Annotated in this window: 13 protein-coding genes; 4 read left to right on the forward strand and 9 right to left on the reverse strand. The window is 36.8% G+C overall.

Features of this window, described 5'->3' with window-relative positions; genetic code table 11:
* Nucleotides 1-2: 2 nt before the first annotated feature.
* A complete protein-coding gene (locus FN756_RS00540; protein ID WP_142600564.1) occupies nucleotides 3-650 on the forward strand; it encodes a hypothetical protein in 648 nt (215 codons plus the stop codon).
* Nucleotides 651-820: 170 nt separating this feature from the next.
* Nucleotides 821-2,206, forward strand: coding sequence for a TlpA family protein disulfide reductase (locus FN756_RS00545; protein WP_142600565.1), 1,386 nt, complete (start codon nucleotides 821-823; stop codon nucleotides 2,204-2,206).
* A gap of 84 nt (nucleotides 2,207-2,290) precedes the next feature.
* Here FN756_RS00545 and FN756_RS14675 read toward each other — a convergent pair whose 3' ends face one another.
* The 5 genes from FN756_RS14675 to FN756_RS14600 form a co-directional block, all read right to left on the reverse strand.
* A complete protein-coding gene (locus FN756_RS14675) occupies nucleotides 2,291-2,416 on the reverse strand; it encodes a hypothetical protein (RefSeq protein ID WP_262709383.1) in 126 nt (41 codons plus the stop codon).
* Between the two features lie 207 nt (nucleotides 2,417-2,623).
* Nucleotides 2,624-3,172 (reverse strand): restriction endonuclease, encoded by a 549-nt coding sequence (locus FN756_RS00550; RefSeq protein WP_142600566.1) that lies wholly within the window; start codon nucleotides 3,170-3,172, stop codon nucleotides 2,624-2,626.
* Between the two features lie 168 nt (nucleotides 3,173-3,340).
* Entirely contained in the window at nucleotides 3,341-3,634 is a 294-nt protein-coding gene (locus FN756_RS00555) for a hypothetical protein (protein WP_142600567.1), read from the reverse strand.
* 96 nt (nucleotides 3,635-3,730) lie between these two features.
* Complete coding sequence (locus FN756_RS00560; protein WP_142600569.1) at nucleotides 3,731-4,177, reverse strand: hypothetical protein; 447 nt, start codon at nucleotides 4,175-4,177, stop codon at nucleotides 3,731-3,733.
* 407 nt (nucleotides 4,178-4,584) lie between these two features.
* On the reverse strand, nucleotides 4,585-4,929 hold the full coding sequence (locus FN756_RS14600; RefSeq protein ID WP_142600570.1) for a response regulator: 345 nt from the start codon (nucleotides 4,927-4,929) through the stop codon (nucleotides 4,585-4,587).
* A 219-nt stretch (nucleotides 4,930-5,148) separates the two neighbouring features.
* On the opposite strand from FN756_RS14600, the gene FN756_RS00570 reads away from it, so the two are divergent.
* Nucleotides 5,149-5,961: a mechanosensitive ion channel family protein gene (locus tag FN756_RS00570; protein ID WP_142600572.1), complete on the forward strand. Its 813-nt coding sequence runs from the start codon at nucleotides 5,149-5,151 to the stop codon at nucleotides 5,959-5,961.
* A 280-nt stretch (nucleotides 5,962-6,241) separates the two neighbouring features.
* Entirely contained in the window at nucleotides 6,242-6,628 is a 387-nt protein-coding gene (locus FN756_RS00580) for a DUF2200 domain-containing protein (RefSeq protein ID WP_142600575.1), read from the forward strand.
* A 479-nt stretch (nucleotides 6,629-7,107) separates the two neighbouring features.
* Here FN756_RS00580 and FN756_RS00585 read toward each other — a convergent pair whose 3' ends face one another.
* The 4 genes from FN756_RS00585 to FN756_RS00600 form a co-directional block, all read right to left on the reverse strand.
* Nucleotides 7,108-8,244: a TlpA disulfide reductase family protein gene (locus FN756_RS00585; RefSeq protein ID WP_142600577.1), complete on the reverse strand. Its 1,137-nt coding sequence runs from the start codon at nucleotides 8,242-8,244 to the stop codon at nucleotides 7,108-7,110.
* Nucleotides 8,245-8,318: 74 nt separating this feature from the next.
* Nucleotides 8,319-9,548 (reverse strand): thioredoxin family protein, encoded by a 1,230-nt coding sequence (locus tag FN756_RS00590; protein ID WP_142600578.1) that lies wholly within the window; start codon nucleotides 9,546-9,548, stop codon nucleotides 8,319-8,321.
* A 28-nt stretch (nucleotides 9,549-9,576) separates the two neighbouring features.
* Nucleotides 9,577-11,157 (reverse strand): PKD-like family lipoprotein, encoded by a 1,581-nt coding sequence (locus tag FN756_RS00595; RefSeq protein WP_142600580.1) that lies wholly within the window; start codon nucleotides 11,155-11,157, stop codon nucleotides 9,577-9,579.
* Between the two features lie 33 nt (nucleotides 11,158-11,190).
* Complete coding sequence (locus FN756_RS00600; RefSeq protein ID WP_185955139.1) at nucleotides 11,191-11,925, reverse strand: DUF4843 domain-containing protein; 735 nt, start codon at nucleotides 11,923-11,925, stop codon at nucleotides 11,191-11,193.
* Nucleotides 11,926-11,965: the final 40 nt, after the last annotated feature.

Consider the following 11,965-nt stretch of genomic DNA (forward strand, 5'->3'; position numbering starts at 1 on the left):
TAATGAAGACATCTAATAAACTCATTCTACTAATTTTCTTCCTATTAATTGGCTTGGTACCGCTTAGTGTTTATTTTTTTAAAAGCAATTATGAAAAATTTGACAAGACTAAAAATTCAATTAATCGCGAAATAAATTGCATTGTAGTGGAAGGACAATGTGAATGGCTTAATATTGGACCCGGAAAGAATACAATAGGAGATTACAATTGGATTAAAGATTCAGTTTCCTTTGAATACAGAAAGGACACCATGTTTATCAGGGAACGAAATCCAACGAAATCAAGAACAACTGCCAAATACGGAATATCATTAAATTTAACTAAATGCCCCAACATTATAGCTCATGATGGAATTGAAGATCTTTATATTAATGGATTTAATGTAGTAAAAAACAATTTGCAACTAAAGCTTTCAGGAGGCATTCTGCGCATTGATTCACTTACTGCCGATTCGATTTTTTTAGAATTGCATCAAGGCCAATGGACTACACTCGGTAAAACTTCAAAATTCAACTTTGTATCTATTAAAGCCACGGATAGTTCATCTATTACGCTTGAATGCAATGATATTAAAACCATCAAAGCCGCAATAGAACCTTCGGTAAATGTAAATGGCTTGATGAGAAACATTAATAAGCTTACGAAATAATCAGCTCATATTATACACATACTAACCTCAAAACCATGAATAACACATTTAGCCTATACCGCCTCAAACTTCTATTTCAGAAATATTGGGCTGAAAAACTGATTTTTTGTTCCGTTTTGCTACTTAATTATAATTTTACAGTTTAACATTTATAACAACCTAACAAAAACATGAAGAAGTATCTTGCATTGCTGGCTGTACTGGCTAGCACAATTTTAAATGCCCAAGCCGGAGGCATCACGGAAATCAAAGGGGTTTCAAAAAAAACAAAACCGGGAGCGGTAAAGCTGTATAAAATCGTTCACGGCAGCATGGAAGAAATTGCTTCATCTACCCCAAATGCTGGTGGTGCTTTCAAATTTAGTTTCCAGCCTGAATATGATGGGTTTTATGTAATAGGTTCAGGCAAAGCCTCTGCCCAAGACTTCGCCAATGTCAAATATAAATTATACGTTAAGGGTAAAGATAAAATCAACCTTGAATTAAATGATTCTACCTATGTGCTCACAGGCAAGAATACCAAGGAAAATCAAGTTTTAGAGCAATGGTATAAACTAACCTATAATATTGAGCAAAAATCCATTTATAGGAATCGCCCCCTAAAAACTTACGTAGATTTCTTTTCAGCATTGGATGCCGCTGCCATTCAGGCAAAGAGTTGGACAAACGGTAAAGCAACAGGAAATGCGGAATTCGATAATTTAATGAAGCTGACGGTTAATTATGACCTTGCCCACATGGCCATGTATTTCTTGCGTAATTCGGGTACATTTCCTACCAAAGAAAATTATAACGCTTATTTGAAAGGCTTTAATGCAGATCAATTTATGCAAAATGAAGATTTATTAAAGTTTCCGTACGGTCAACTGCTGCTTAAATACTTAGTAATGTTTAAAACCTATAAACCTGGCCTAGGAATGTTGCCCCTTGATAAAGAAGCGGTTATGACTATCCCAAATGATGTATTAAAAGGGGAGTATGTTCTTGATTATGCAAGTACAGTTAATTCTTATGCCAAGTTTGTTGAAATATCAGATAAATACAGTACCTATTTTCTAACCGCTGATCAGCAGAAACGTGCACATGAAATTGCGGCAGGTCTTATCCGTTTAGAACCTGGTAAAAAAGCCATAAATTTTACTTCTTCGGATGTGACCGGCAAACCAGTATCGCTAGCTGATTTTAATGGTAAAATCGTTTATGTGCATGTTTGGACCATGAACGGGCAAATTAAGGAAAATCCACTTGCTCAATTGGAGGAAGAGTTTCAGGGAAAGGACGTGGTGTTTTTAAGCGTTTTTGCAGGAGAGGAAAAAGATAAAGAAAACTGGAAAAAATTCCTTGATCGTTATCAATGGGGTGGCATCCAATTATTTGCCGACCCGCAAATTCAGAAGGTTTACAGAATAACTGGTAACAATACTCTTTCGAGCTTCATGTTGTTCGATAAAAACGGTAATATTATTAACTTGGCTGCTCCTAGACCAAACGGGCCCACAGGACCAGGTAAAGCACAAATAAAAGCAGTGCTGAATGAATGGTTGAGTAAATCTTAAATCATAAAAAGCTTTAATTCCAAATGTGAAAATAGAAAAGACAGGTGTTATGCCTGTCTTTCTTTTTTTATATAATCAACTAAATCAATACGTTGCAACAAATTGACCTCGTTGAAGGAGTCCCCAGGCATTGTATATCCAAAGAATGATCGTTACCTCTTTCGATTGAGTTAGTTTCCACGAGAACGTTTCAAGGTAGTTTTGATTCATTTATCTGCGATAATTTAACCCAATGACCAAAACTTTTACTTTAAAGAAGTACTCATTTTTATTTTTTCGATCTTAATTCATTCTTTTTAATATCAATTCTGCTAAAGCTCAATTTTCTTTACCCGCAATGTTTATTTTCCCAATGAACCAGCAAAAAATCCGATTATTGCGTATTGTGTTGAATTATTTTTTGTCATTAGTAGAAGCTTAACAATTTGCGCCAAATAAAAATTCAGATAATGGTTCAAGATAGCCTTTCTGTAGATAACAAATAGAGGCTCCATCTTCATATGCACCAACATATTTAGGGGCGTTAGCCCAAGAAGGGGGGGCAAAGTTTGGAGAATCCTTTGATTTAGTGCTATAAGTGTATCGACCTTCAATTACGTGTACTAATGCAATGCCATGTTCACTGGCATATAGTTTAGCGCCTTCTTGAAAACCACTTGTAGAAAAAATCATACCTTTTTGAGCTCCAGTTGCGCGTAGTTTATCATAGAGCAATTGTACTACTTCTCTTTTTATTTTGTTTTTATGTCTCTTGCATTCAACAAGAACTTTAAAACTTGCTCCTAAAAGTTCAAATTCAGCATAAACGTCAATTTGATACTCGCCGTCAGTCCTTTTTAAATGTAGGTCATGGATTGCCTCAAATGTTTTTAATTCCTTACCCAAATCAACTAAATAATCTTTAATTAATAATTCGAAGTCGCGAGGTAAAATATCTGCGTTTATATCGTCTGGTGGTAAAGGCATGTATTTAAGTTTGAAGTCGCGAAAACTCATAACCTATTCCATCTGTCATCATCATTCTTCTCTCGCTTCCGAAGGACAAACGGGTTGTATAAGTTCCTGGGCCGTCCACTCCTAGTTTGCTAAGGAGCTTCCTCTAGGAGAAACCACAACTGGTTAACCAATGATTGGTCAACGGTTCTTTCCGTGAATACCATCCCATCCCTGAATGAGGGTTAATAAAAAACGTTCCCGTCCTGCGGAATAACTAACTTCTTTACCAACTCCTGCCATCAATTGCTTCATGGCTTGTCTTATTTCTTTCGGCTTTTCGAAGATAAAAAACCAGTCATTTTGGGCTAGTGATGCAGGAAAACCTTTTAATTTCGTATCGTAATCGACTTTTAATGTATCAAACATAAGTTTGTTTTGTGCATAAAGCAGATTCGAAAAGAACACCGATACTATAAAAATGTATTTCTTCATTGTTGATGTTTTATAGGTCTTAATTTGTTGTCCTTCCCACGGTTTGGTAAGCGATCCTATGAACAACCAAACAGATAAGAGAGGAACTATAGTTTTTTATAAAACAATTTTTGTGTACCATACTTTGTTATCATAAGCTTCCATCCATTGCTTCAATAGTTTTTCTTGACTTTCATACTTCATCAGCTTGCAACCTACCCTAAAATAAATTGGCTCAGTTGTCTTAAGAGAAATAAAATCAGTCTTGTATTTTTCATATTCAGAATCTGTGAGTAGAAACAGACCGATTACACAATAAAACTTTCCTGAAATAGTAGCCATAGGATAAATCTCTTTAAATTTTTTACCAGCATAAGGAGATTTGTAGATAATATTAAAAGCAAATATTTCAGGTGGATGCCCAATTTCTCCACCCCAAAATCCAACTTCTTGCGATCGGGATATAACACAACTGTCTAAAGAGTTTATTAGGCTTTCACGGTTTGACTGTGCAAATGATGACAAAGTCATAAAGCCAAAGAGTAATAAGATTAACCGTTTCATTGTCTGATAAATTGCCAAGGATGAAATATTTTCAATTATAGCTGCCTATTATAGGCCCAAGGTAGCTTTTCCCGTTCACGCCTGCAAGGAGTGATAAAGGTTATGCGCGTTAGGATTGAAATACAACCTTATTCACCGCGAACGATTCTGCTAAAAAATTTATATATCTAGTACGCTATCGGGTAATAGCATAGTAGAGAAGATAGCCCCACCCACGCGGAATTGGAACCGTGTATCGTGTACTCCCGATTCTAGAAATGGATTCACACCTTACAGATTGACTGGCAGTTTTCGGTGCACGTTGATAAACCGTTATTGAGTTCTGATGTTGCAAATTCAAGCGCTAAGATTGCAGTTGGTAATTAAGCTTTTGCGCGAATTACAAAGCCTAGGCTGCGCGACTTACTTTATCCGCATACTAACAACTCCAGAAGTTTCTCTGCAACAAGCGGTTTATTAAGATATTTTATTACGTAAGGGTTTGCACTCGCTCTTACCATGTCTTCAGGATTGTTTGAGGTAGTAAGAATGACAATGCGGCAATTTTCTTTTTGCGCTGCGGGGAATTTGGCGTATTCTTCAAGAAATTCGAAGCCATCCATTTGCGGCATATTTATGTCGAGAAAAAGAAGCTCGGGAAAGGCTGCCGAATTTTTAACAGATTCCCGTAAAAATCCCAGCGCATCAATGGCAGATTCCTTAATGGTTACTTTTTCGGATAGTTGATATTTGTCAACAATATATTTGCTGATGTAGTTATCAAACTCATTAAAAGAATGGCTACTTTTTTGCTAAAAAATCTCAAGAGGAAACCAAAGAAGGATATCCTAAATGAAATATAAACGCAAAAAAACATTTACCGGAATAAAGGAGCTGTGTTTACCGACTCGTTATAGACAAACGCCTTCAACATTCTTCCATTGAAACGGAAATAATCGAAAATCACCCATCTAATTATCAAATATAAAAAAATGGAGGACTGGCACAATTTCGAACTATTAAATTTTGGGGGCTATACACTTACTATTTTCGAAGTAATATCCGTATTCATTTTAGCAATCGCATGTCGGGTTATCCTATGGCTTATTAAACGTGGTTTAAATAATTTAAAAAAAATCGACGACGGTCAACGTTTCACAATTTACACCATAGTTAAATATTTCCTGTGGGTATTTTTTATTTCAGCCGGTTTAAAAATTCTTGGCATTGATGCATCTGTATTAATTGCGGGATCTGCAGCTTTATTAGTCGGGATTGGCCTGGGGCTGCAGGCACTTTTCTATGATTTTATTTCCGGGGTCATCATTCTGGCCGAAGGTATAATAAAGGTTGGGCATGTTATCCAAATCGGGGATAAACGGGTTGAGATTTTAGCCATTCGATTCAGGACCTCTATTGTAAAGACGCGGGACGAAAAGGAAATTATTATTCCCAATTCATACTTCACCAAAAATGAAATCATCAATTGGTCCAACCAAAAAAACACCAATCGCCATTTTGTGGCAGTGGACGTGTCTGATAAGGATGTAGAACAAGCAATGCAACTGATGCTGGCTATTGTCAAAACACATCAAAAAGTAACAAAACTACCAGAACCCTATGTGCGAATTGAGGAATTTACTAACTATTCCGTTTCTTTAAAATTACTTTTTTGGTCAGAGGAAGTTTTTGCCGTCGGCAGAATGTTAGGTGAAATTCGCTTACTCGTTTTAAAATCTTTCCAAGAAAATAATATCGTAATGGCTGTTCCTCACCAACATATCATTATTAAGAACAAATCATGATCATCGTTTTTTGTTTGCTGTTTGCAATGATCTATTCTTTTCGTTTGACAGGTTTCCTCCTCATGACCATATTCCCACATCTGGTCCTTACCGGATATTGACAAATGAAATTCGCAACAATAATCAATCGCCTGATAACATTATTTTTGATGAACCGACAAATAATTTGGATCTTCAAAACATAGAAATTCTAACAGCTGTTAGATAGACCGACTAAACCAACATGCTTGTACAAATACCGAGAGGTTAAAAACAAACGAATAAAAAATAAATACACGATATGAAAAGCACCGCAGCGCACGACCAGCGTATCGCCAAAATGACCTTTGCCTCAGTCTATCCTTTGTATATCGCAAAAGTGGAGAAGAAAGGCAGAACAAAAGAAGAACTGGATCAGATCATAGAGTGGCTCACAGGTTTCGACAATCAGAAACTGCAAGAACTAATAATGGAGAAAGTAACTTTTGAAACATTTTTCCAATGTGCTACGCTTAATCCTCATGCTTACCTCATCACAGGAGTCATCTGTGGCTATCGTGTAGAAGAAATCGAGAATCCATTGACGCAAAAGGCTCGGTATTTGGATAAGCTAGTAGATGAGCTGGCGAAGGGCAGAAAGATGGAAAAGATTTTACGAGTAGCGCAGAATATTGGAAAACTTCGTTAATTTTTTAAATACCCCAAAAAAAACCGCTAAGAACATTTCAGTAAATGCCTCCTGATCGCGCTCTTTTAGCAAAGCGATTAGCTCTTTATCAGTTCGATCATAATAGGGAGTCATCTTTCTCGATAAGTTGAATGCCGAAATAACAAAAAAATATTAATATTCAAGTATTACTCTTACTGTAAAACACCTTAATGCAAAAACAACACCCTCCTGAATACTAACAGATTATATTCTTTCTAATAGCACTACCTAACTAAAGCTAAAATATAGGCATTTATAATCTGATTCGTTTTTTACCGAGCAAAGATTGTTGGAAAGAAGCTATAAAATCAGATTAGGAAAGAGTGATTTTTCCGCATCCCAATTGGCTACGAAGCCTTTGGGCCGAAAGATTTTCTTTTCAGCGAGTTAGTTGCGGGTAGATCCCTGATAATTTCAGAGATGCTACACCGACATTCTAATTCGTGACACTATTTGTATTATTTCAACACTTCGGCAAGCTTTGCCTCTAAATCCTCACCTCGCAAATTACTGGCAATGATCTTGCCATCAGGACCAATCAAATAATTTTGCGGTATTGATCTTATCCCATAAAGAGCTGCTGCTGCATTTTTCCAGCCTTGCAAATCACTTAATTGTGTCCATGCTAACTTATCACTTTCAATAGCCTTTACCCAAGCCTCTTTCTTTCCTGGATTGTCTAAAGAAACTCCTAAAACCGTGAAGTTTTTGTCTTTGAATTTATTAAAATTAGCCACGACATTTGGATTCTCTGCACGACAAGGCCCACACCAGCTGGCCCAGAAATCTAAGAGAACGTACTTCCCTCTAAAATCAGATAGTTTTACTTCTTTGCCATCCACATCAGGTTGTGAAAAATCAGGTGCTACAGCTCCCTTTGCTGTTTTTTTAGCCTCCACAATTCGCTTCGCAAAATCCTGACCCTCTAGCATGTTTTTAATTGACGCTGACAAGGAATTAAAAACAGGCTCAACCATTTCCACATCTTCAATCCTTGAACCACTAATTTCCTTTAGGGCCACCAAACTGAAATACGAATCAGGGTTCTTTTTAATGTATTCTTTCTGAATTCTTTGCTTCTCTTCATTGACCGGCTTAAATTTTGCCATTAAGCGTTTCGCTAAACTTCCATCCTTTTTTTCCGCATCAGATCCTGCTGCCCATTCCTTATCAAACCCTGCAATCGCTAAGGTTTGTGCAGCAAAAAGCTTGCTGTAACGTACATACTCCACACTTAATTTAGCCCCTGAAACAGTAGCATCTTTCATCAAATCCTTTGTAGTTAATACAACCTCACCCTTATCTAAGTATAAATTATAAATATCCGAATTTGCATCAATCTGCCCCATTCCCCGTCCTGATTGAGCAAGTATTACAGTTGCAGCTGTAGGAGCTGAAACTTTACCTGTAAATGAGAACTTCCCATTTACTAACTCAGCAGAATCGATCTTATTTTTACCTTCTGCTTTATACTTCAAATAAGCTTTGGCTTCTTTTTTTTTATTTGCCACTCTACCTTCTATGCTAAAGGTTTCATTTTGCGCCCAAACCAAAAACGGCAAGGACATAGCTGCTGTTAGAATTATCTTTTTCATCAAAATTTCTTTTTATCGGAAATGAAGCCCGCATAAACATGCGCTTATGCAGGCTTCGCTTTTATTTTTTCTATTTAAACCTTTGCTTTTTTCTCTCTCACTTTCAAACCTTTAACCATTTCAATCTGACTATCAACTGTTTTTGTTGATTTTCCGGCTTTAATTTCATTATCTCTCATCTCGTTTCCAACAACAAGCGCTTTTTCCAAATTATAATTTCTCCAAAGAATATAAAAATAGACGCTCAAGTACTTAGGATCACGATTCCTTTCCAACAAGTCTTCCATCCATTTTATGCCCGCAGCACCCTCATCCTTATACCCTGTACAATTACCTAATAAGCTTGTTAATGCAAGTGTATATGAATCATTATTCTTGCCGTATTTAGCTAAAAACGCTGTTCCTCTTCTCATGTATTCATCGATGTCAACGCTACCCTTGCTGTCAAATGTTTCAAATACGTTATAAAACATGGCATACTCATCATAATAAGGGTAATTTTTAGCCTTGAACTTCACCATTGCGGCTTTAAACTCAGGCCTCGGATCGTTACCGACCAAACCCCTTAAATACCATAAGTAAGTATTGGCAATGAACTTATCTATCTCAGCCTCTCCAACTGATTTAGCATATGCATTCCGGTTCGTTTCAAGGTATTCAAAAACCGGTGAGAAAGGTGCAGTTCCAACGGTTTTCACCAGTTCATAAGTACTTTTTTTAGCCTTATCATTTGCGCTCAATTCGTTAAAATATTTAGTAAAATCAGCACTTGCTTTTTCTCCCCTATACGCCTTTTTAAGTGCGTTAAAATATTTAGCAACGAACTCCTCTTTACGGTTTCCGGCATCCCATTCATTTGTAATGGACAGCAAGTTCCTTTCAGGATTCGCAGCTGTTTTTGCAAGAGCAATTAATCCTTCCCCGGACAACCCTCCTGCAGCCGAATGCACAATAGCGCCATTCTTATCAACAAACATTAAAGTAGGATAGGCATTAATCTGGTACTTTTTACCCAGTTCAACACCTACACCCTTATCGTCACATTGAATTTTGCAATTGATAAACTGGGAATTGAAATAACTGCCCACTGTAGCTAATGGAAACACTTCATTTGACATTACTTTACAAGGGCCACACCAAGAGGTATAAAAGTCGATAAACACCATTTTATTTTCAGCCTTAGCCTTTGCCAGCGCCTCATCAAGGTTGTGCAGAAATTCAATCCCTTGTGCGTTAGTAATCACTGGGGAAATCATTAGCCCTAAAACAGCGAAGACAATGCGAATTCTTCTAATTTTGTTCATTTTTATTGTTTTTTATAGATTCAAATAATTACTGATTTTGGTTGCAGAATGCTGTAATCCTTCCAAATCCTGAATAGGTTTTGATATATAAAGGATCAGTGACTAAACCTCCAACCCCTAAGGTTTGAAGAGGTATGGTTATAATTTTTCCATTTTTTGTTGCTTCATTATAAGTACTCAAAATGAGCATTCTGTTAGCCGCAGGCATGGTTTGTCGTTGGGTAAAATCAAGCGGATTAACCAAACTAGGTAAATTTATATTACCCTGCATAATGTGCATCCGCATTCCGGTAATTTTTTCACCACTTTCAACGGTGTACCTTAAACTAGCATCAGTACCTCCACCGGCAAGCAATGTTGTAGCATAAACTTTATTGTCGGTAGCATAAAACAACACGTTTTCAGATTGAGAGCAGGTATAATATTTTGAATTATTAATTTCAGGATTATTAGTGATATCATGCAAAGAATAACCCATCTTCCCATTTAATGGCGCTAATAGTACCTGGTAAACAAAATACTGAGCGGCATCTCTGCTTTTCATTATTGCTAAAACTCTTTTATTTTGCCCTTCTTCTAAATGCAAACAAGTTTTATTGCCCATATTCCTCGGATCAAAAGCAGGCGCAACACCACTATTGTCAACCGCCGGAAAAGAGGTTAAAGTCCCACTGCTTGAAGTAATTGTTGGAGTAAGCAAAAATCTGTTATTTTTCTCATCGTATAATACTGCAGCTGCAGTTGAAGAAGTTGGCAATTGCAGGCCACATATCTCTTTACAGGAGTAATCCAAATTATCTCCCAGAAAGCGATAGCCAAAAGGAGCAGTAGAAGTATACCTGTAATGCACTTTCCCATCATTCACAATGTATTCATGCGGATTAGTTTGCTGGGTAGATTGAATTTTATTCGGACTTATCTTCTCTGGTGGCAAAAGGAAGCATTGGTTATCGCGCATAGTAAACTGGTAACTTAGAGGATCCACTCTAATAATAGATTTATCGGTTATACTGGTTAAAAACCGGGAAGTAGTATATCTCTCATAGCTTACGTCCTTCACAATACCTTCAATTTTTTTTGAATTGGCTCCGCTGTATAAATTTCTGAATATTTTACTTTCAGAATCGCCCATACCAGGAGTGAAATTGAAGCCCATTATTAAATTGTAATCCGAATTAATGTCATCCCTTGTATCCACTACAATTAAGCCGGAGCCATAAGCCGAATTCACAGCCAAATTCCAGGTGAAGAAGGCCTTCTGATTTGTTGTAGTGTCGGTAACGGTATAAATTAGCACAAAGCTACCAGGGGCCTCTGTAATTTTTGTTTCCAGATTCCTTCCTACTCCCACTATTCGCTTGTATCCTCCATAAGTGTTAATTCCCCATTCGTATTTTAGGTTATCATTAGAGGTTCCTGTTTTATTTACCTTAATCTTTATTTTTAATGAATCTCCTTGAAAAGTAGTATAAGAAGTAGTCAAACCCATACCTGTCGTATCAATCACTATTTGAGCAACGGGTTTTACATCCATATTTGTCATATCCTTTATACAGGACATTGCAAAAAATGACATAGCAATCAGTATGTAAACTATATTTTTTTTCATGTTTCCCTTATTTTAAAATTGATAGTTGGCAAACTAAATAGGCATGGTAACAAGTTGACCCGCATTAGGTCCGTCTTCGTATCTAAGTTCATTCCCAGGATGCTCCAGGTTATATTTAATTAAGGCCTCTTTAACCTTTAAGGCATAAGCGTTAACCTGCGCGGCAGACCACCACCATGTTACCGGATCAGTCTTACTTAAAGTTCCGCTATAAGGAAATGAAGTTACCCCCGCTTCTTTAAGCATAAAGGCATACCAATTTGTAGAAAAAGGGGTACCAAAATAATACTTCAACCAATTCCAATTCACAGGTTGAATAATTTTACCCGTCCAGGTAATCTGAACCGTTTGGGTCAACATTGGCTTGAAATCTGATGATTCACTGAGCTTAACTTTTAACTTTACAAGAGATTGATCGACCTGTTGATTTCTTTTCAACACAATGCCTACTCTGCCATTAAAACTGTTTTTTAAAAGATCACCCTGTTGGATTTCGTACATTTCACTGGTGACATTGGTGTTAGTATCATTTACTACCTCAATTGTAAAATGCCGGTCAACGTCCTTTGCATTTCCGGAGAGTGCTACAGGCAGGTAAATGGTCTTTGAATTGGCTCCAATATCTTCTGTAAAGGAATAAGCATAAGTAGAAGTCGTAAAATAAATTCCAGGATCATCATTGTAAGTAGAGATCTCCTGCTTTTCACAAGCGCTTAAGATCATTACGGTGCCAAATAAAAAACTACAATATTTTGCTAGACGTTTCATAAAGTTTTTATTTAATTTATTAAACATAGTTTCCTTAACA

The sequence above is a fragment of the Solitalea koreensis genome (assembly GCF_900182575.1).
Taxonomy (GTDB): domain Bacteria; phylum Bacteroidota; class Bacteroidia; order Sphingobacteriales; family Sphingobacteriaceae; genus Solitalea; species Solitalea koreensis.

What these genes read in the sequence shown, in the direction of transcription:
- FN756_RS14675 (WP_262709383.1), bottom strand. Translation starts at nt 2,416, where the DNA reads ATGAATCAAAACTACCTTGAAACGTTCTCGTGGAAACTAACTCAATCG.
- FN756_RS00555 (WP_142600567.1), bottom strand. Translation starts at nt 3,634, where the DNA reads ATGAAGAAATACATTTTTATAGTATCGGTGTTCTTTTCGAATCTGCTT.
- FN756_RS00540 (WP_142600564.1), top strand. Translation starts at nt 3, where the DNA reads ATGAAGACATCTAATAAACTCATTCTACTAATTTTCTTCCTATTAATT.
- FN756_RS00585 (WP_142600577.1), bottom strand. Translation starts at nt 8,244, where the DNA reads ATGAAAAAGATAATTCTAACAGCAGCTATGTCCTTGCCGTTTTTGGTT.
- FN756_RS00570 (WP_142600572.1), top strand. Translation starts at nt 5,149, where the DNA reads ATGGAGGACTGGCACAATTTCGAACTATTAAATTTTGGGGGCTATACA.
- FN756_RS00560 (WP_142600569.1), bottom strand. Translation starts at nt 4,177, where the DNA reads ATGAAACGGTTAATCTTATTACTCTTTGGCTTTATGACTTTGTCATCA.
- FN756_RS00600 (WP_185955139.1), bottom strand. Translation starts at nt 11,925, where the DNA reads ATGAAACGTCTAGCAAAATATTGTAGTTTTTTATTTGGCACCGTAATG.
- FN756_RS00595 (WP_142600580.1), bottom strand. Translation starts at nt 11,157, where the DNA reads ATGAAAAAAAATATAGTTTACATACTGATTGCTATGTCATTTTTTGCA.
- FN756_RS00550 (WP_142600566.1), bottom strand. Translation starts at nt 3,172, where the DNA reads ATGCCTTTACCACCAGACGATATAAACGCAGATATTTTACCTCGCGAC.
- FN756_RS00580 (WP_142600575.1), top strand. Translation starts at nt 6,242, where the DNA reads ATGAAAAGCACCGCAGCGCACGACCAGCGTATCGCCAAAATGACCTTT.
- FN756_RS00545 (WP_142600565.1), top strand. Translation starts at nt 821, where the DNA reads ATGAAGAAGTATCTTGCATTGCTGGCTGTACTGGCTAGCACAATTTTA.
- FN756_RS00590 (WP_142600578.1), bottom strand. Translation starts at nt 9,548, where the DNA reads ATGAACAAAATTAGAAGAATTCGCATTGTCTTCGCTGTTTTAGGGCTA.